This window comes from Pseudomonas fluorescens (assembly GCF_000730425.1).
Classification (GTDB): domain Bacteria; phylum Pseudomonadota; class Gammaproteobacteria; order Pseudomonadales; family Pseudomonadaceae; genus Aquipseudomonas; species Aquipseudomonas fluorescens_X.
On the sequence record NZ_CP008896.1, the window covers coordinates 5,276,688 to 5,295,085 of the forward strand.

The 18,398-nt window shown below is 58.6% G+C and carries 16 protein-coding genes; all 16 read left to right on the plus strand.

Annotated features, from left to right (window positions below; genetic code table 11):
* Positions 1-82: 82 nt before the first annotated feature.
* The 16 genes from rpsB to dnaE all read left to right on the plus strand — a co-directional run bounded on the left by rpsB (position 83) and on the right by dnaE (position 18,305).
* A complete protein-coding gene (gene rpsB, locus HZ99_RS23625) occupies positions 83-823 on the plus strand; it encodes a 30S ribosomal protein S2 (RefSeq protein ID WP_029297291.1) in 741 nt (246 codons plus the stop codon).
* Positions 824-1,016: 193 nt separating this feature from the next.
* A complete protein-coding gene (gene tsf / locus HZ99_RS23630; protein WP_038446452.1) occupies positions 1,017-1,880 on the plus strand; it encodes a translation elongation factor Ts in 864 nt (287 codons plus the stop codon).
* Between the two features lie 209 nt (positions 1,881-2,089).
* Positions 2,090-2,833 (plus strand): UMP kinase, encoded by a 744-nt coding sequence (gene pyrH / locus HZ99_RS23635; RefSeq protein ID WP_019692086.1) that lies wholly within the window; start codon positions 2,090-2,092, stop codon positions 2,831-2,833.
* Positions 2,830-3,387 (plus strand): ribosome recycling factor, encoded by a 558-nt coding sequence (frr, locus tag HZ99_RS23640; RefSeq protein WP_017529696.1) that lies wholly within the window; start codon positions 2,830-2,832, stop codon positions 3,385-3,387. The genes pyrH and frr overlap by 4 nt, the downstream gene beginning before the upstream one ends.
* Before the next feature lie 17 nt (positions 3,388-3,404).
* Complete coding sequence (gene uppS, locus HZ99_RS23645) at positions 3,405-4,160, plus strand: polyprenyl diphosphate synthase (protein WP_029297283.1); 756 nt, start codon at positions 3,405-3,407, stop codon at positions 4,158-4,160.
* Positions 4,160-4,966, plus strand: coding sequence for a phosphatidate cytidylyltransferase (locus tag HZ99_RS23650; protein ID WP_038446454.1), 807 nt, complete (start codon positions 4,160-4,162; stop codon positions 4,964-4,966). The genes uppS and HZ99_RS23650 overlap by 1 nt, the downstream gene beginning before the upstream one ends.
* A complete protein-coding gene (gene ispC, locus HZ99_RS23655; RefSeq protein WP_038448178.1) occupies positions 4,963-6,153 on the plus strand; it encodes a 1-deoxy-D-xylulose-5-phosphate reductoisomerase in 1,191 nt (396 codons plus the stop codon). The genes HZ99_RS23650 and ispC overlap by 4 nt, the downstream gene beginning before the upstream one ends.
* A gap of 35 nt (positions 6,154-6,188) precedes the next feature.
* Positions 6,189-7,541 (plus strand): sigma E protease regulator RseP, encoded by a 1,353-nt coding sequence (gene rseP / locus HZ99_RS23660; RefSeq protein ID WP_038446456.1) that lies wholly within the window; start codon positions 6,189-6,191, stop codon positions 7,539-7,541.
* A gap of 74 nt (positions 7,542-7,615) precedes the next feature.
* A complete protein-coding gene (bamA, locus tag HZ99_RS23665; RefSeq protein ID WP_038446457.1) occupies positions 7,616-10,003 on the plus strand; it encodes an outer membrane protein assembly factor BamA in 2,388 nt (795 codons plus the stop codon).
* 45 nt (positions 10,004-10,048) lie between these two features.
* Positions 10,049-10,552: an OmpH family outer membrane protein gene (locus HZ99_RS23670; protein ID WP_003219314.1), complete on the plus strand. Its 504-nt coding sequence runs from the start codon at positions 10,049-10,051 to the stop codon at positions 10,550-10,552.
* Between the two features lie 3 nt (positions 10,553-10,555).
* Positions 10,556-11,611, plus strand: coding sequence for a UDP-3-O-(3-hydroxymyristoyl)glucosamine N-acyltransferase (gene lpxD, locus HZ99_RS23675; protein ID WP_038446458.1), 1,056 nt, complete (start codon positions 10,556-10,558; stop codon positions 11,609-11,611).
* 110 nt (positions 11,612-11,721) lie between these two features.
* Positions 11,722-12,162, plus strand: a complete 441-nt coding sequence (gene fabZ, locus HZ99_RS23680) for a 3-hydroxyacyl-ACP dehydratase FabZ (protein ID WP_029297270.1) — start codon at positions 11,722-11,724, stop codon at positions 12,160-12,162.
* Complete coding sequence (gene lpxA, locus HZ99_RS23685) at positions 12,159-12,935, plus strand: acyl-ACP--UDP-N-acetylglucosamine O-acyltransferase (protein WP_038446460.1); 777 nt, start codon at positions 12,159-12,161, stop codon at positions 12,933-12,935. The genes fabZ and lpxA overlap by 4 nt, the downstream gene beginning before the upstream one ends.
* Before the next feature lie 2 nt (positions 12,936-12,937).
* Positions 12,938-14,077: a lipid-A-disaccharide synthase gene (gene lpxB, locus HZ99_RS23690; RefSeq protein WP_038446461.1), complete on the plus strand. Its 1,140-nt coding sequence runs from the start codon at positions 12,938-12,940 to the stop codon at positions 14,075-14,077.
* Positions 14,074-14,706 carry a ribonuclease HII gene (rnhB, locus tag HZ99_RS23695; RefSeq protein WP_038446463.1) on the plus strand — a complete coding sequence of 211 codons (633 nt, stop codon included), beginning with the start codon at positions 14,074-14,076 and terminating at the stop codon, positions 14,704-14,706. Before lpxB ends, rnhB begins: the two co-directional genes overlap by 4 nt.
* 77 nt (positions 14,707-14,783) lie before the next feature.
* Entirely contained in the window at positions 14,784-18,305 is a 3,522-nt protein-coding gene (gene dnaE, locus HZ99_RS23700; RefSeq protein ID WP_038446465.1) for a DNA polymerase III subunit alpha, read from the plus strand.
* The last annotated feature ends 93 nt before the right edge of the window (positions 18,306-18,398 follow it).

The window sequence follows — 18,398 nt, forward strand, 5'->3', positions numbered from 1 at the left end:
GACCTGGGTGCCGGAGGCCTTGAAGCCACTGGTTGGTCATTGGGATACGTGGAGGCCAAACCCGACTTATTAAGGAACTATCATGTCCCAAGTCAACATGCGCGATATGCTGAAGGCCGGTGTGCACTTCGGTCACCAGACCCGTTACTGGAACCCGAAAATGGGCAAGTACATTTTCGGCGCGCGTAACAAGATCCACATTATCAACCTTGAAAAAACCCTGCCAATGTTCAACGAAGCTCTGACTTTCGTAGAGCGCCTGGCCCAGGGCAAAAACAAGATTCTGTTCGTCGGCACCAAGCGTTCCGCTGGCAAGATCGTTGCTGAAGAAGCAGCACGTTGCGGTTCGCCGTACGTCGATCACCGCTGGTTGGGCGGCATGCTGACCAACTTCAAAACCATCCGTGCTTCGATCAAGCGTCTGCGTGACCTTGAAGTGCAAGCCGAAGACGGTACGTTCGCCAAGCTGACCAAGAAAGAAGCGCTGATGCGCTCCCGTGACCTGGAAAAGCTCGATCGTTCCCTGGGTGGTATCAAGGACATGGGCGGTCTGCCTGACGCACTGTTCGTTATCGACGTTGATCACGAGCGCATCGCGATCACCGAAGCCAACAAGCTGGGTATCCCGGTTATCGGCGTAGTCGATACCAACAGCAGCCCGGAAGGCGTTGACTACATCATCCCAGGCAACGATGACGCAATCCGCGCTATCCAGCTGTACATGGGTTCGATGGCTGACGCTGTAATCCGTGGTCGCAACAATGTTGGCGGCGGCACCGTAGAGTTCGCTGCTGAAGAAGCACCGGTCGCTGCAGCTGAGTAATTGACGCCCTGGCGTTGACTCAGTAAGCAAAAAGGGGGCTTGGCCCCCTTTTTGCCACCTCGAAAACCATTTGTGAGCGGCACAGCTACAGCATCTGTAACGTGCAGCGGTTAACAAAGGTGGTTCGGGAAGAATTGAACGCCCGTACAAGTCGGGTGGAATGGTTGAAAACCTATCCAAGAGGAATTTGAAAATGGCAGCAATTACTGCAGCGTTGGTTAAAGAACTGCGTGAGCGTACTGGCGAAGGCATGATGGATTGCAAGAAAGCCCTGGAAAAGGCTGACGGCGACATCGAAAAAGCCATTGATGACATGCGTGCTTCGGGCGCGATCAAGGCTGCCAAGAAAGCAGGCAACGTCGCTGCTGAAGGCGCTATCGCTCTGAAAGAAGACGGCAAGTCCGCCGTTCTGCTGGAAGTGAACTCGCAGACCGACTTCCTGGCCCTGCAGGACGACTTCAAGGCATTTGTTGCTGCTAGCGTTGAAAAAGCGTTCGCCGAAAAACTGACTGACGCCGCTCCCCTGATCGCGGCTCAAGAAGCGGATCGTCTGGTACTGGTCGGCAAGGTTGGCGAAAACGTCAACATCCGTCGCCTGGTGCGCGTCGAGGGTGACGTTGTGGGTGGTTACCTGCACGGCAACAAGATCGGTGTTGCAGTTGTCCTCAAGGGCGGCAACGTTGAGTTGGCCAAAGACATCGCTATGCACGTAGCGGCCAGCAACCCTGAGTTCCTGCTGCCTTCGGAAGTTTCTGCCGAAGCGATCGAGCGCGAAAAGGCTGTGTTCCTGCAGCTAAACGAAGAAAAAATCAAAGGCAAGCCAGAAAACATTGTTGAGAACATGGTCAAGGGCCGTATCAGCAAGTTCCTGGCCGAAGCAAGCCTGGTTGAGCAGGCGTTCGTCAAGAACCCTGAAATCAAGGTTGGCGAACTGGCCAAGAAAGCCGGTGCTGAAATCGTTTCCTTCACCTACTTCAAAGTAGGCGACGGCATCGAGAAGCCGGTCGACAACTTCGCTGAAGAAGTTGCTGCCCAGCTGGCTGCCGCCAAGCAATAAGACAGTTTTCAACTGTCGCCCAAGAGAGGCTGCCCGCTCACGCGCGCAGCCTCTTTTCAAATGGGATGCACAATTTTATTTGGCTTCCCTTTGGAACTGGCTTACAAAGCCGTGTTCCGATGGCGCTGTGACAGCGTCCAGCTAGAGTGAACGCAAGCCGTAAACGGCTCGCCAAGAATTTTTAAAATACGCCGCAGGAGAGATTCGCAATGGCTCAGCAGGGCAGTGGTTATCAGGCTCGCTATAAACGCATTCTACTCAAGCTTAGCGGCGAGGCCCTGATGGGCTCGGAAGAGTTCGGGATCGATCCCAAGGTGCTTGACCGCATGGCACTGGAAGTCGGCCAGTTGGTTGGTATCGGCGTCCAGGTCGGCCTGGTGATTGGTGGTGGCAACCTGTTCCGTGGCGCCGCGCTCAGTGCTGCCGGCATGGACCGGGTCACCGGCGATCACATGGGGATGCTGGCCACTGTGATGAATGCCCTGGCCATGCGCGACGCCCTGGAGCGTGCCAATATCTCGGCTATCGTGATGTCGGCCATTTCCATGGTGGGTGTGACCGACCACTATGACCGTCGCAAAGCCATGCGCCACCTGAATGCCAAAGAGGTGGTGATCTTTGCCGCCGGTACCGGCAACCCGTTCTTTACCACCGACTCGGCTGCCTGCCTGCGTGCCATCGAAATCGATGCTGACGTAGTGCTCAAGGCCACCAAGGTTGATGGCGTCTACACTGCCGATCCATTCAAGGACCCGCATGCCGAGAAGTTCGATCATCTGACTTATGATGAAGTGCTGGATCGCAAGCTGGGTGTGATGGACCTGACGGCAATCTGCCTGTGCCGCGACCACAAGATGCCGCTGCGCGTATTTAACATGAACAAGCCCGGCGCCCTGCTGAATATCGTACACGGCGGCGCAGAAGGGACTCTGATCGAGGAAGGCGAACAATGATCAACGAAATCAAGAAAGACGCCCAGGCGCGTATGCAAAAATCCCTGGAGTCTCTGAGTCATGCATTTGGCCAGATTCGTACCGGCAAGGCTCACCCAAGCATTCTGGGCAGCGTGATGGTGCCTTACTACGGCACCGATACTCCGCTGAGCGGCGTGGCCAACGTGACCGTGAAAGACTCGCGCACCCTGCAGGTCGTGGCGTTCGAGCGCAACATGCTGGCTGCTGTCGACAAGGCGATCCAGAGCGCAGGCCTGAATCTCAACCCAACCAACCTGGGTGAGCTGCTGCTGATCTCCATGCCAGCCCTGACCGAAGAAACCCGCAAGGGCTTCACCAAGCAGGCGCGCAGTGCAGCGGAAGATGCCCGCGTTGCAGTGCGCAACATTCGTCGCGATGCCTTGGGTGACCTTAAGAAACTGGTCAAGGACAAGGAAATCAGTGAAGACGAAGAGCGTCGCGCCGTCGCGGATATCGACAAGCTGACCAAGGATGCCGAGGCCCAGATCACCAAGGCCACGGAAGAAAAAGAAAAGGACCTGATGGCCGTATAAGGGGTCAGGACGCCTTCATGGAAAAGACCAAGCAGACTGTACCCTCTGTGGTGCCGCGCCATGTCGCGATCATCATGGATGGGAATAATCGCTGGGCGAAGAAACGCTTTATGCCGGGTGTTGCCGGGCATAAGGCGGGTGTCGATGCGGTACGGGCCGTGATCGAGGTGTGTGCCGAAGCCAAGGTCGAGGTGCTGACCTTGTTTGCCTTCTCCAGTGAGAACTGGCAGCGCCCGGCCGACGAAGTCAGCGCCCTGATGGACCTGTTCTTCAAGGCCCTGCGTCGTGAGGCCAAGCGCCTGAACGACAACAACATCAGCCTGCGCATCATCGGCGATCGTTCGCGGTTTCATCCGGAGCTGCAGGCGGCCATGCGGGAAGCCGAAGCGATCACTGCTGGCAGCAATCGCTTCGTCCTGCAAATCGCCGCCAATTATGGTGGCCAATGGGATATCGCCCAGGCTGCACAGCGTTTGGCGCGTGAAGTGCAGGCCGGCCATCTGCGGCCGGAAGACATTACGCCCGAGTTGTTGCAAACCTGCCTGGTAACCGGTGACCTGCCGTTGCCGGACCTGTGCATCCGTACCGGTGGTGAGCACCGCATCAGCAACTTCCTGTTGTGGCAGTTGGCCTATACCGAGCTGTACTTCTCCGACCTGTTCTGGCCGGACTTCAAACACGATGCCATGCGCAATGCGCTGGCCGATTTCGCTTCCCGTCAGCGTCGCTTCGGTAAAACGAGTGAGCAGATCGAAGCTGGAGCCCGGGTTTAATGCTTAAACAACGAATCATCACGGCACTGATCCTGCTGCCGATCGCCCTGTGCGGGTTTTTCCTGCTCGAAGGCTCAGGCTTTGCGCTGTTCATTGGCCTGGTCGTGACCCTGGGTGCCTGGGAGTGGGCGCGCCTGGCAGGGTTTGCCGAGCAGTTGCCGCGCGTGCTGTACGCCGCCGTTGTGGCGTTGCTGCTGTTCCTGATGTACATCCTGCCGGATGTCGCACCCTGGGTGCTCGGGGCGGCGGTGCTGTGGTGGGCGTTGGCGACATTCCTCGTATTGACCTATCCGCGTACCAGCGGCCAGTGGTCCAGCGTCGCCTGCAAGCTGGTGATCGGTCTGCTGATCCTGCTGCCGGCCTGGCAGGGTCTGGTCTATATCAAGCATATGGCCCTGGGCAACTGGTTGATCATGGCGGTCATGGTATTGGTCTGGGGGGCGGACATCGGTGCGTACTTCTCCGGTCGGGCCTTTGGCAAGCGCAAGCTGGCCCCGGCGGTCAGTCCCGGCAAGAGCTGGGAAGGGGTGTACGGTGGGCTGGCGTTGACGTTGTTGATTACCCTGGTCGTAGGCATTGTGCGTGATTGGGGCTTCAAGCAAATCCTCCTGGCCTTGGTTGGTGCGGCAGTGGTCGTATTGATCTCGGTGGTTGGCGATCTGACCGAAAGCATGTTCAAACGCCAGGCTGGCATCAAGGACAGCAGCAACCTGCTGCCGGGCCATGGTGGCGTGTTGGACCGCATCGACAGCCTGACGGCGGCGATCCCGGTGTTTGCCGTACTGTTGTGGATGGCCGCATCGTGAGCCGCTTGCAGCAGGTGACTGTGCTGGGGGCAACCGGCTCGGTCGGGTTGAGCACGCTGGATGTCATTGCCCGTCACCCTGAGCGCTACCAGGTGTTCGCCCTGACCGGCTTCAGTCGCTTGAGCGATCTGTTGGCGCTGTGCGTGCGGCATAAGCCGCAGTTCGTCGTGGTGCCGGATGCGACTGCCGCCCGTGGCTTGCAGGACGACCTGCGGGCTGCGGGCCTGTCGACCGAGGTGTTGGTTGGCGAGGAGGGCTTGTGCCAGGTGTCTGCTGCTTCTGACGTGGATACCGTGGTCGCCGCCATTGTGGGGGCTGCAGGTTTGCGGCCAACGCTTGCGGCGGTCGATGCCGGCAAAAAGATTCTGTTGGCCAATAAAGAAGCGCTGGTCATGTCCGGCGCGCTGTTTATGCAGGCCGTGCGCAAGAGCGGTGCGGTGCTGTTGCCGCTGGACAGCGAGCACAACGCAATTTTTCAGTGCATGCCGGGCGATTTCGCCCGCGGCCTGAGCCAGGTTGGCGTGCGGCGTATTTTGCTGACCGCCTCCGGCGGCCCGTTCCGTCAGACGCCTTTGGCCGAGCTGGAGCACGTTTCTCCTGATCAGGCTTGCGCTCATCCCAATTGGTCGATGGGGCGCAAGATCTCGGTGGATTCGGCGAGCATGATGAACAAGGGGCTGGAGCTGATCGAGGCTTGTTGGTTGTTTGACGCCCGGGCTGATCAAGTCGAGGTGGTGATCCATCCTCAAAGCGTGATTCATTCCCTGGTCGACTATGTTGATGGCTCGGTGCTGGCCCAGTTGGGTAACCCGGACATGCGTACGCCGATTGCCAATGCCCTGGCATGGCCCGAGCGTATCGACTCGGGGGTTGCGCCACTGGACCTGTTTGCCATCGCGCGCCTGGATTTTGAAGCGCCCGATGATCAGCGCTTCCCCTGCCTGCGCCTGGCGCGTGAGGCGGCAGAAGCGGGCAACAGCGCGCCGGCGATGCTGAATGCGGCCAATGAGGTTGCGGTTGCTGCGTTTCTTGAGCGGCGCATCCGTTTTCCACAGATCGCGAGTATCATCGAGGAAATTTTGAGCCTTGAACCGGTGGTTGCCGTGAATGATTTGGGCGCCGTGTTCGAGGCAGATGCCAAGGCACGGGTTCTGGCCGAGCAATGGTTGAAACGCCACGCAGGTTAGTCGGCAGGCGCGGGATTGGAATGCGGAGAGTTTAGATGAGTGCGCTCTACATGATTGTCGGCACCCTGGTTGCTCTGGGTGTGCTGGTCACTTTCCACGAATTTGGTCATTTTTGGGTGGCGCGCCGTTGTGGCGTCAAGGTCCTGCGTTTTTCCGTGGGGTTTGGCATGCCGCTGCTGCGCTGGCACGATCGGCGCGGCACTGAGTTCGTGATTGCTGCCATTCCCCTGGGCGGCTACGTCAAGATGCTCGATGAGCGCGAAGGCGACGTGCCGGCTGATCAATTGGATCAATCCTTCAATCGCAAGACCGTCCGTCAGCGTATTGCCATTGTGGCTGCTGGCCCAATTGCCAACTTCCTGTTGGCCATGGTGTTTTTCTGGGTTCTGGCAATGCTGGGTAGCCAGCAGGTGCGTCCGGTCATCGGTGCGGTCGAAACGGGCAGTATCGCCGCCAAGGCCGGATTGAGCGCTGGCCAGGAAATCGTTGCCATTGATGGTGAGCCAACCACTGGTTGGGGCGCGGTCAACCTGCAGTTGGTTCGACGCCTGGGTGAAAGCGGTACGGTGAAGCTGGTCGTGCGCGAGCAGGACTCGACAGCCGAGACACCGCGCGAACTGGTGCTGGACAAGTGGCTCAAGGGCGCCGACGAGCCTGACCCGATCAAGTCCCTGGGGATTCGCCCATGGCGCCCGGCACTGCCACCTGTATTGGCAGAGCTTGACCCCAAGGGCCCGGCCCAGGCTGCCGGCCTGAAGACTGGCGACCGGTTGCTGGCCCTTGATGGGCAGGCACTGGGCGATTGGCAGCAAGTGGTCGATCTGGTTCGTGTACGTCCTGATACGAAAATTGTGCTGAAAGTTGAGCGCGACGGTGCTCAAATCGACGTCCCTGTGACCCTTGCGGTACGCGGGGAGGCCAAGGCGGCCGGTGGGTATCTGGGGGCCGGGGTCAAAGGTGTCGAATGGCCGCCATCGATGATGCGGGAGATCAGTTTCGGGCCTCTGGCGGCCATTGGCGAGGGGGCGCGACGCACTTGGACCATGAGTGTACTGACCCTCGATTCCCTGAAGAAAATGTTGTTCGGCGAGCTCTCGGTAAAAAACTTGAGTGGACCGATAACCATTGCTAAAGTGGCGGGCGCTTCTGCCCAGTCGGGCGTTGCTGATTTCCTGAATTTCCTGGCTTATCTGAGTATTAGCCTCGGGGTTCTGAATTTGTTGCCCATTCCAGTACTGGATGGGGGGCATCTGTTGTTTTATCTCGTCGAGTGGGTGCGTGGTCGCCCCTTGTCGGATCGGGTGCAGGGTTGGGGGATACAGATCGGTATCAGTTTGGTGGTCGGGGTGATGTTGTTAGCCCTGGTCAACGACCTGGGACGTCTGTAACGCTTCGCTGAATTGCGAATCTGCCGCATTTTGCGGCAGTTTGTTTATTGCCAGTTGGAATAAGAAAGGACTTCATGAAACGTCTGCTGCTAACTGCGGTTCTCACCGTATTGATGATCGCCGAAGTTCACGCCGAGTCCTTCACCATCTCCGATATTCGCGTCAACGGCCTCCAGCGGGTTTCCGCGGGTAGCGTCTTTGGCGCCTTGCCGTTGAACGTTGGGGAACAGGCTGACGACCGTCGCCTGGTGGAATCCACTCGTGCGCTGTTCAAAACCGGTTTCTTTCAAGATATCCAACTGGGTCGTGAAGGCAACGTCCTGGTCATCACTGTCGTTGAGCGGCCTTCTGTCGCCAGTATCGAGATCGAAGGCAACAAGGCGATCTCCACTGAAGACTTGATGAAAGGTCTCAAGCAGTCCGGCCTGGCCGAAGGCGAGATCTTCCAACGTGCCACCCTCGAAGGCGTGCGTAACGAGTTGCAGCGCCAGTACGTTGCCCAGGGCCGTTACTCCGCTTCCGTGGAAACCGAAGTGGTTCCACAGCCGCGTAACCGTGTCGGCCTGAAGGTCAACATCAACGAAGGTACCGTGGCGGCGATCCAGCACATCAACGTGGTGGGCAACACCAAGTTCGCCGACGAAGACCTGATCGACCTGTTCGAGCTCAAGACTACCAACTGGCTGTCGTTCTTCAAGAACGACGACAAGTACGCCCGTGAAAAACTCTCCGGTGACTTGGAGCGCCTGCGCTCCTATTACCTGGACCGTGGCTATATCAACATGGATATCGCTTCGACCCAGGTGTCCATCACCCCGGACAAGAAGCACGTGTACATCACGGTCAACGTCAACGAAGGCGAGAAATACCGTGTTCGTGACGTGAAGCTCAGCGGCGACCTGAAAGTGCCTGAAGACCAGGTCAAGTCCCTGCTGCTGGTCCAGAAGGACCAGGTGTTCTCACGCAAGCTGATGACCACCACTTCCGAACTGATCACCCGTCGCCTGGGTAACGAAGGCTATACCTTCGCCAACGTCAACGGCGTGCCGACTCCCCATGATGATGACCACACCGTGGACATCACCTTTGTCGTCGATCCAGGCAAGCGTGCCTACGTCAACCGCATCAACTTCCGTGGCAACACCAAGTCCGAGGACGAAGTGCTGCGTCGTGAAATGCGCCAGATGGAAGGCGGCTGGGCTTCTACCTACCTGATCGACCAGTCCAAGACCCGTCTTGAGCGCCTGGGCTTCTTCAAGGAAGTCAACGTCGAAACCCCGGCCGTACCGGGTGTGGACGACCAGGTTGACGTGAACTATGCCGTTGAAGAGCAAGCGTCCGGCTCGATCACCGCCAGTGTCGGTTTCGCCCAGAGTGCCGGCCTGATCCTTGGTGGCTCGATTACCCAGAACAACTTCCTGGGTACCGGCAACAAGGTTTCCATCGGCCTGACCCGCAGCGAATACCAGAGCCGATACAACTTCGGTTATGTGGACCCCTACTGGACGGCTGACGGTGTGAGCCTTGGCTACAACGCCTTCTACCGCACCACCGACTACAAGGACCTCGATGTCGACGTTGCAAGCTATGCGATCGACAGCCTGGGTATCGGTGCCAACGTGGGCTACCCGATCAGTGAGACCTCGCGTCTGACCTTCGGCCTGACCGCGCAGCAGGATGAGATCAAGACCGGCGTCTATACCGTGGATGAGATCTTCGATTTCACCCGCCGCGAAGGTGACAAGTTCCTCAACTTCAAGGCCTCGGCCGGTTGGTCCGAGTCCACCCTGAACAAGGGCGTGCTGGCCACTCGTGGCCACTCCCAGAGCCTGACCCTGGAAGCCACCACCCCAGGTAGCGACCTGTCGTTCTTCAAACTCGACTACCGTGGTCAGCTGTTCACACCGTTGAGCGATAACTACACCATGCGCCTGCACACGGAATTGGGCTATGGTGATGGCTACGGTTCGACCGATGGCCTGCCGTTCTACGAGAACTACTACGCCGGTGGTTTCAACTCGGTACGTGGCTTCAAGGACAGCACCCTGGGTCCTCGCGGCACGCCAAGCCGTGGTGTCGCCGAAACCGGTAACGTCGGTACTGTGCGTGACTCGGACAATGACCCGCTGCCATTCGGTGGTAACGTGCTGATTCAAGGTGGTGCGGAAATTCTCTTCCCGCTGCCGTTCGTCAAGGATCAGCGTTCCCTGCGGACTTCGGTCTTCTGGGATGTGGGTAACGTATTCGACTCCAAGTGCGAGCAGATCCGTAACCCGAGTGGCCTGAAGTCCAACACCCAGTGCAACGACGTAAGCCTGAGCAATCTGGCCAGTTCCGTGGGTGTAGGTGTGACCTGGATTACCGCCCTTGGCCCGTTGAGCTTCGCCTTGGCGATGCCAGTGAAGAAACCGGATAACGCTGAAACCCAGATTTTCCAATTTTCCCTCGGCCAGACGTTCTAAGCGTCCGACCCAAGATAACGACAACGGATTCTGTAGGAGTGCATCGTGCGTAAGTTGACTCAATTGGTTCTTCTGGCAACCGTGCTGGTCGCAACCCCGGCGTTTGCCGAAATGAAAATCGCCGTCCTGAACTATCAGATGGCCCTGCTGGAATCCGACGCGGCCAAGAAATACGCCGTGGATGCCGAGAAAAAATTCGGTCCGCAACTGACCAAACTCAAGACCCTGGAAAGTAGCGCCAAGGGCATCCAGGACCGCCTGGTCGCCGGTGGCGATAAAATGCAGCAAGGCGAGCGCGAGCGTCTGGAGCTTGAATTCAAGCAAAAGGCCCGTGACTATCAGTTCCAGTCCAAGGAGCTGAACGAAGCCAAGGCTGTTGCTGACCGTGAGATGCTCAAGCAATTGAAGCCAAAACTCGACAGCGCCGTGGAAGAAGTCATCAAGAAAGGTGCTTTTGACTTGGTCTTCGAGCGTGGCGCCGTCATTGACGTCAAGCCTCAATACGACATCACCCGCCAGGTGATCGAGCGCATGAACCAGCTGAAGTAAGCCATGACCGCGACTATCAAACTCGGCGAGTTGGCCGAGTTCCTGGGGGCCGCCTTGCGTGGCTCCCCGGAGAAGGAAATCACTGGGCTAGCCACCTTGCAGGAGGCTGGCCCAGCTCAGTTGAGCTTCCTCGCAAATCCTCAATACCGTAAATACCTGGGCGACAGCCAGGCTGCAGCAGTATTGCTGAAGGCCGCTGACGCCGAGACGTTTGCCGGGGATGCGCTGGTGGTGGCCGACCCTTACGCGGCTTACGCGCGGGTGTCCCACCTGTTCGACCCCAAACCCAAGGCTTCCCCGGGCATTCATCCTTCTGCCGTGGTCGCTGATGACGCCCAGGTTGATCCTGCGGCGAGCATTGGTGCTTTTGCGGTGATCGAGAGTGGTGCGCGAATCGGTGCCGGCGTGACTGTCGGTGCCCATTGTTTTATCGGTGCCCGCAGTGAAGTTGCAGCAGGCGGCTGGCTCGCGCCGCGTGTGACCCTGTACCACGATGTGCGTATCGGGCAGCGGGTGGTGATTCAGTCGGGTGCCGTGATCGGCGGCGAAGGCTTCGGCTTCGCCAATGAGAAGGGCATATGGCAGAAGATTGCCCAGGTTGGCGGTGTGCTGATCGGTGACGACGTGGAGATTGGCGTCAACACCGCCGTTGATCGCGGGGCCCTGGCCGATACCGTGATTGGCAATGGTGTGAAGCTCGACAACCAGATCCAGATCGCCCACAACGTACAGATTGGCGATCACACGGCCATGGCCGCGTGTGTCGGCATTTCCGGCAGCACCAAGATCGGCAAGCATTGCATGCTGGCCGGCGGTGTCGGGCTGGTGGGCCATATTGACGTGTGCGACAACGTATTCATTACCGGCATGACCATGGTGACCCATTCGATTACCGAGCCTGGGGCCTATTCTTCCGGTACGGCGATGCAGCCCGCAGCCGAGTGGCGCAAGAGCGCGGCCCGTTTAAGGCAGCTCGACGACATGGCGCGGCGCCTGAAACATCTGGAAAAGCGTGTTGGGGACGTGACCCCTGGCAGTAATGTTTCATCAGATGGCTGATACCATTTCCATATCAAGTGTGCACAGCAGCTAGACTGCCTTCTTGATTTGCTAGAGGGGCGTGCCTTAGTCCGCGCGCTCCCAATCTTTATTACAGGCTTCCCCCCGAAATGATGGACATCAACGAGATTCGCGAATACCTGCCTCACCGTTACCCGTTCCTGCTGGTGGACCGTGTAGTGGAGCTGAATGTTGAGGAAAAGCGCATTCGTGCCTACAAGAATGTCAGCATCAACGAACCATTCTTCAATGGTCACTTCCCTGCGCATCCAATCATGCCGGGCGTGCTGATCATCGAAGCGATGGCGCAGGCCGCTGGTATCCTGGGTTTTAAAATGCTCGACCTGAAGCCTGCCGATGGCACGCTTTACTATTTCGTGGGCTCCGACAAGCTGCGTTTCCGCAACCCGGTCACCCCGGGCGACCAGTTGATCCTGGAAGCCAAGTTCGTGAGCTGCAAGCGCCAGATCTGGAAATTCGAATGCCAGGCGTCCGTTGACGGCAAGCCTGTGTGTTCCGCCGAAATCATCTGCGCGGAACGCAAACTATGAGTTTGATTGACCCTCGCGCAATCATCGATCCGACGGCCGTGCTGGCCGCCGACGTTGAGGTCGGCCCTTGGTCGATCATCGGCGCAGGTGTGGAAATCGGCGAGGGGACAGTCATCGGGCCGCATGTGATCCTCAAGGGTCCGACTCGCATTGGCAAACACAACCGCATCTACCAGTTTTCCTCGGTAGGTGAAGACACGCCGGACATGAAGTACAAGGGTGAAGAAACCCGCCTGGTAATCGGTGATCACAACATCATTCGTGAAGGTGTGACCATTCATCGCGGCACTGTGCAGGACCGGGCAGAAACCACCCTGGGTGATCACAACCTAGTGATGGCCTACGCGCACATCGGCCACGACAGTGTGATTGGCAACCACTGCATCCTGGTCAACAACACGGCGCTGGCCGGCCATGTGCACGTTGATGACTGGGCGATCCTGTCCGGTTTCACCCTGGTGCATCAGTACTGCCATATCGGTGCCCACAGTTTTTCCGGCATGGGAACGGCTATCGGCAAGGATGTACCGGCGTTTGTCACGGTATTTGGCAACCCCGCCGAAGCTCGCAGCATGAACTTCGAAGGCATGCGCCGACGTGGTTTCAGCGAAGACGCAATCCATGCGCTGCGTCGTGCCTACAAGGTGGTGTACCGCCAGGGCCTGACGGTTGAGCAGGCACTGGCCGAGTTGGCGGAGCCGGCAGCATTATTTCCAGAAGTTGCCATATTCCGTGATTCGATCCAGGCATCGACTCGCGGCATCACCCGCTGATCATGGCCACGCTGCGTATTGCATTGGTGGCCGGAGAGGCTTCTGGCGATATCCTGGGCGCTGGCCTGATGCGAGCCATCAAGGCGCGGCATCCAGCGGTTGAATTTATTGGGGTCGGGGGCCCGCTGATGCAGGCCGAAGGCCTGACTTCCTACTTTCCCATGGAGCGTTTATCGGTCATGGGGCTGGTCGAAGTGTTGGGACGCCTGCGCGAGCTACTGGCTCGGCGCAAGCTGCTGATCCAGACCCTGATTGAAGAGAAGCCAGACGTCTTTATCGGTATCGACGCGCCGGACTTCACCCTCAATATCGAACTCAAACTGCGTCAGGCCGGGATCAAGACCGTGCATTACGTCAGTCCGTCCGTGTGGGCGTGGCGGCAGAAGCGTGTCTTGAAGATCCGCGAAGGCTGCGACCTGATGCTGACCCTGCTGCCCTTTGAGGCGCGGTTCTACGAAGAGAAGGGCGTGCCGGTAAGATTTGTCGGCCATACCCTGGCCGATACCATCCCGCTACAGGCTGATCGTCCCGCTGCACGCGCCGAGCTGGGCCTGCCCGACGGGCCGCTGGTGGCATTGATGCCCGGCAGTCGTGGTGGTGAAGTCGGTCGCCTGGGAGCACTGTTTTTCGATGCTGCCGAGCGCCTGTTGGCGTTGAAGCCTGGGGTGCGTTTTGTGCTGCCGTGCGCCAGTCCGCAGCGGCGTGCACAGATCGAGACCCTGCTGGTGGGGCGAGACCTGCCGCTGACGTTGCTCGACGGCAGTTCGCATCTGGCCCTGGCTGCCTGTGATGCGGTGCTGATCGCCTCCGGTACTGCCACGCTGGAGGCCTTGCTCTACAAGCGCCCGATGGTCGTGGCCTATCGCCTGGCGCCGCTGACCTATTGGATTCTCAAGCGCATGGTCAAAAGCCCCTACATCTCTTTGCCCAACCTGCTTGCCCAGCGTTTGTTGGTGCCGGAGTTGCTGCAGGATGCTGCAACGCCCGAGGCATTGGCCCAGACTATTCTGCCGTTGATCGACGGTGGCGAAGAGCAGACCCGCGGGTTTGACGAAATTCACCGTACCTTGCGCCGTGATGCGTCGAACCAGGCCGCAGATGCCGTGTTGACCTTGATCGGCCGCCAGCAGGAAACCCTATGAAGACGCAAATGGGCCTGGACTTCAGCCTGGTCGCCCAAACCCACGAACTGGTCGCCGGTGTCGATGAAGTAGGACGCGGCCCACTGTGCGGCGCGGTGGTCACGGCGGCGGTGATTCTTGACCCGAATCGTCCGATTCTTGGCCTCAACGACTCGAAGAAACTCACCGAGGCCCGCCGTGAAAAACTGTTTGATGAAATTTGCGAAAAGGCCCTCAGCTGGCATATCGCCAGGGCTGAAGTCGAGGAAATCGACGAGCTGAATATTCTCCATGCCACGATGCTGGCCATGCAGCGTGCTGTCGAGGGCCTGCACATTACCCCGAAGCTGGCGATGATCGACGGTAATCGCTGCCCGAAGCTGGCGATGCCGGCCGAAGCAGTGGTCAAGGGTGATAGCAAGGTTCCGGCGATTGCCGCCGCCTCGATCCTGGCCAAGGTCAGCCGCGACCGTGAAATGGCGGCGTTCGAGTTGATCTATCCGGGCTATGGCATCGGTGGCCATAAAGGCTACCCAACGCCCGTTCATCTGCAAGCCCTGGCCCGATTGGGTCCGACGCCGATCCATCGACGTTCGTTTGCCCCGGTACGCCAGGCTTACGAGGCGCGCGCAAACCTCGTCGAGATTTAGGCGCAGGCTGATGTTTTACTCAAGGCCCGGTACAATCCGGGCCTTGTTGTTTTCACACGTATCTAGACAGGATCACTATGCCGGCTTCATTCGTTCACCTGCGCCTGCACACTGAATACTCCCTGGTCGACGGCCTGGTACGGATCAAACCACTGGTCAAAACCCTGGTGGGCATGAATATGCCTGCCGTTGCGGTGACCGATCAGAACAACATGTGCTCCCTGGTCAAGTTCTATAAGAGCACCATGGGCGCCGGTATCAAGCCGATCTGCGGCGCCGACTTGTGGCTGTCCAACAAGGATCCGGATAACGCCTTGAGCCGTATCAGCCTGTTGGCGATGAACGGTGTGGGCTATCGCAACCTGACCGAATTGATTTCCCGTGGTTTTATCGACGGCCAGCGCAATGGCTCGATCATCATCGAGCGCGAATGGGTGGCGCAGGCCAGCGAAGGGTTGATCATGTTATCGGCCGCCAAAGAGGGCGAGATCGGTATCGCGTTACTGGGCGGCAACCCGCATGAGGCCCAAGTGCTGGCCAGTGAGTGGATGAAGGTCTTTCCCGACCGCTTTTACCTGGAAATCCAGCGTACCAATCGCCCCAACGACGAAGAGCATCTGCACGCCGCCGTGGCCCTGGCCGAAAAGCTGGGCGCGCCACTGGTAGCCACCAACGATGTACGTTTTATAAAGAAGGAAGATTTCGAGGCTCACGAAACCCGCGTGTGCATCGGCGAAGGCCGGGCGCTGGACGATCCGCGGCGCTCGAAGAACTACAGCGAAGAGCAATACCTCAAAAGTGCCGAGGAAATGGCTGAGCTGTTCAGCGACTTGCCTGAGGCGCTGGAAAACTCCGTCGAAATTGCCAAGCGCTGCAATATCGAAGTGAAGCTGGGCAAACACTTCTTGCCCAACTTCCCGATTCCCGATGGCATGACCATCGATGAATATTTTCGCAAGGTGTCCTTCGATGGCCTGGAGGAGCGTCTTGTTGTCCTGCTGCCCAAGGACACCACCGAAGACTACGACGCCAAGCGCCAAGTGTATGTCGACCGGCTGAATTTCGAGCTGGATATCATTATCCAGATGGGCTTCCCCGGTTACTTCCTGATCGTAATGGATTTTATCCAGTGGGCCAAAAGCAACGGCGTGCCGGTAGGGCCTGGCCGGGGGTCGGGTGCTGGCTCGCTGGTGGCTTATGTACAGAAGATCACCGACCTTGACCCGCTGGAATATGACCTGCTGTTCGAGCGGTTCCTGAACCCCGAGCGGGTATCGATGCCCGACTTCGACGTCGACTTCTGCATGGATGGTCGCGACCGGGTGATCGAGTATGTGGCCGAGAAATATGGCCGTAACGCGGTAAGCCAGATCATTACCTTTGGTTCCATGGCGGCCAAGGCGGTAATTCGCGACGTGGCGCGGGTGCAGGGCAAGTCCTACGGCCTGGCGGATCGACTGTCGAAGATGATTCCCTTCGAAGTCGGCATGACCCTGGAAAAAGCCTACGAGCAAGAAGAAATCCTGCGTGACTTCATCAAGGTCGATGAAGAAGCCGCCGAAATCTGGGACATGGCCCGCAAACTTGAAGGCGTGGTGCGTAACGTCGGTAAGCACGCCGGTGGCGTGGTAATCGCTCCGACCAAGCTGACAGACTTTTCGCCGATCTACTGCGACGAAGAAGGCGATGGCCTGGTAACCCAGTTCGACAAGGATGACGTGGAAGCAGCCGGCCTGGTGAAGTTCGACTTCCTCGGCCTGCGTACCCTGACGATCATCGATTGGGCGCTCAAGACCATCAACCGCGACCGCGCCAAGGTGGGCGAAGAACCGCTGGATATCGCGTTTATCCCGCTGGACGACAAGCCGACCTACGCCCTGCTGCAAAAGGCCGAAACCACCGCGGTATTCCAACTTGAATCGCGCGGCATGAAGGAGCTGATCAAAAAGCTCAAGCCCGACTGCCTGGAAGACTTGATCGCATTGGTGGCCCTGTTCCGTCCGGGCCCACTGCAATCGGGCATGGTTGACGACTTTATCAACCGTAAGCACGGGCGCGCCGAGCTGGCTTACCCGCACTCCGATTACCAGTACGAAGGCCTCAAGCCGGTACTGGCGCCGACCTACGGCATCATTCTGTATCAAGAGCAGGTGATGCAGATTGCCCAGGTCATGGCCGGCTATACCCTAGGTGGCGCGGACATGCTCCGTCGAGCCATGGGTAAGAAAAAGCCAGAGGAAATGGCCAAGCAGCGCGGTGGTTTCATTGAAGGTTGCGCCACCAACAATATCGACGCCGACCTGGCCGGTAACATCTTTGACCTGGTGGAAAAATTCGCCGGTTACGGCTTCAACAAATCCCACTCCGCCGCCTACGGCCTGGTGTCGTACCAGACCGCCTGGCTGAAGGCCCACTATCCGGCGCCGTTCATGGCGGCGGTGCTTTCGGCGGATATGCACAACACCGACAAGGTCGTGACCTTGATCGAAGAAGTGCGGACCATGAAGCTGCGCCTTGACGCGCCGGACGTGAACGCCTCGGAATTCAAATTCACCGTGAACGACGAAGGCCGCATCATTTACGGCCTGGGTGCGATCAAGGGGGTGGGCGAAGGCCCGGTTGAGGCGATCACCGAGGCGCGCCAGGAGGGGCCGTTCAAGGATCTGTTCGACTTCTGCGCCCGGGTCGACCTCAAGCGCATCAACAAACGTACCCTGGATGGCCTGATCCGCAGCGGCGCACTTGACCGTCTCGGCCCGTACTTTCATGACGAGCCGAAGGCTTACCAGGCCAATATCGACCGTAACCGCGCGGTGCTGCTGGCCGCCATGGAAGAAGCGATCAAGGCCGCCGAGCAGACCGCCCGCACCCACGACAGCGGGCATGCCGACCTGTTTGGCGGGCTGTTCGTCGAAGAAGACGCCGATGTATACGCCAACCACCGCAAGGCCAAGGAACTGACCCTCAAGGAACGTCTCAAGGGTGAAAAAGACACCCTGGGCCTGTACCTCACCGGGCATCCGATTGATGAATATGAAGGCGAGATCCGCCGTTTCGCCCGCCAGCGCATCATCGACCTGAAACCGGCACGCGATACCCAGACGGTCGCCGGGATGATCATTGCCCTGCGGGTAATGAAGAACAAAAAGGGCGACAAGATGGGTTTCATCACCCTCGACGACCGCTCCGGGCGTATCGAAGCGTCACTGTTTGCCGACGCCTTCCATTCTGCGCAGTCGCTGTTGCAGACCGATGCGATGGTGGTGGTGGAGGGGGAGGTGAGCAACGATGACTTCTCCGGCGGCCTGCGCCTGCGGATCAAACGCGTAATGAGCATGGAAGATGCCCGCACCAACCTGGCCGAAAGCCTGCGCCTGAAGGTGAAAACCGAAGCGCTCAAGGGCGATCAGCTACGCTGGTTGGGGGATTTGCTCAAGCGTCACCGTGGCGCGTGCCCGGTGACCATGGAGTACACCGGCAGCGATGCCAAGGCGATGTTGCAGTTCGGTGAGACGTGGCGAATTGACCCGGCCGATGGCTTGATTCAAGCATTGCGTGACCAGTTCGGGCGTGACAACGTCTTCCTCCAATACCGTTGACGGTCAGGGCTGTCCTTGTACCCCTGACCTCGACTCGACATTTAATCTCGACCTTGACGCGCCTCTCCCTTAAGGTAGGGCGCGAATAGACAA

What these genes read in the sequence shown, in the direction of transcription:
- lpxB (WP_038446461.1), top strand. Translation starts at nt 12,938, where the DNA reads ATGGCCACGCTGCGTATTGCATTGGTGGCCGGAGAGGCTTCTGGCGAT.
- frr (WP_017529696.1), top strand. Translation starts at nt 2,830, where the DNA reads ATGATCAACGAAATCAAGAAAGACGCCCAGGCGCGTATGCAAAAATCC.
- pyrH (WP_019692086.1), top strand. Translation starts at nt 2,090, where the DNA reads ATGGCTCAGCAGGGCAGTGGTTATCAGGCTCGCTATAAACGCATTCTA.
- rnhB (WP_038446463.1), top strand. Translation starts at nt 14,074, where the DNA reads ATGAAGACGCAAATGGGCCTGGACTTCAGCCTGGTCGCCCAAACCCAC.
- lpxA (WP_038446460.1), top strand. Translation starts at nt 12,159, where the DNA reads ATGAGTTTGATTGACCCTCGCGCAATCATCGATCCGACGGCCGTGCTG.
- uppS (WP_029297283.1), top strand. Translation starts at nt 3,405, where the DNA reads ATGGAAAAGACCAAGCAGACTGTACCCTCTGTGGTGCCGCGCCATGTC.
- tsf (WP_038446452.1), top strand. Translation starts at nt 1,017, where the DNA reads ATGGCAGCAATTACTGCAGCGTTGGTTAAAGAACTGCGTGAGCGTACT.
- rseP (WP_038446456.1), top strand. Translation starts at nt 6,189, where the DNA reads ATGAGTGCGCTCTACATGATTGTCGGCACCCTGGTTGCTCTGGGTGTG.
- rpsB (WP_029297291.1), top strand. Translation starts at nt 83, where the DNA reads ATGTCCCAAGTCAACATGCGCGATATGCTGAAGGCCGGTGTGCACTTC.
- fabZ (WP_029297270.1), top strand. Translation starts at nt 11,722, where the DNA reads ATGATGGACATCAACGAGATTCGCGAATACCTGCCTCACCGTTACCCG.
- lpxD (WP_038446458.1), top strand. Translation starts at nt 10,556, where the DNA reads ATGACCGCGACTATCAAACTCGGCGAGTTGGCCGAGTTCCTGGGGGCC.
- bamA (WP_038446457.1), top strand. Translation starts at nt 7,616, where the DNA reads ATGAAACGTCTGCTGCTAACTGCGGTTCTCACCGTATTGATGATCGCC.
- HZ99_RS23650 (WP_038446454.1), top strand. Translation starts at nt 4,160, where the DNA reads ATGCTTAAACAACGAATCATCACGGCACTGATCCTGCTGCCGATCGCC.
- dnaE (WP_038446465.1), top strand. Translation starts at nt 14,784, where the DNA reads ATGCCGGCTTCATTCGTTCACCTGCGCCTGCACACTGAATACTCCCTG.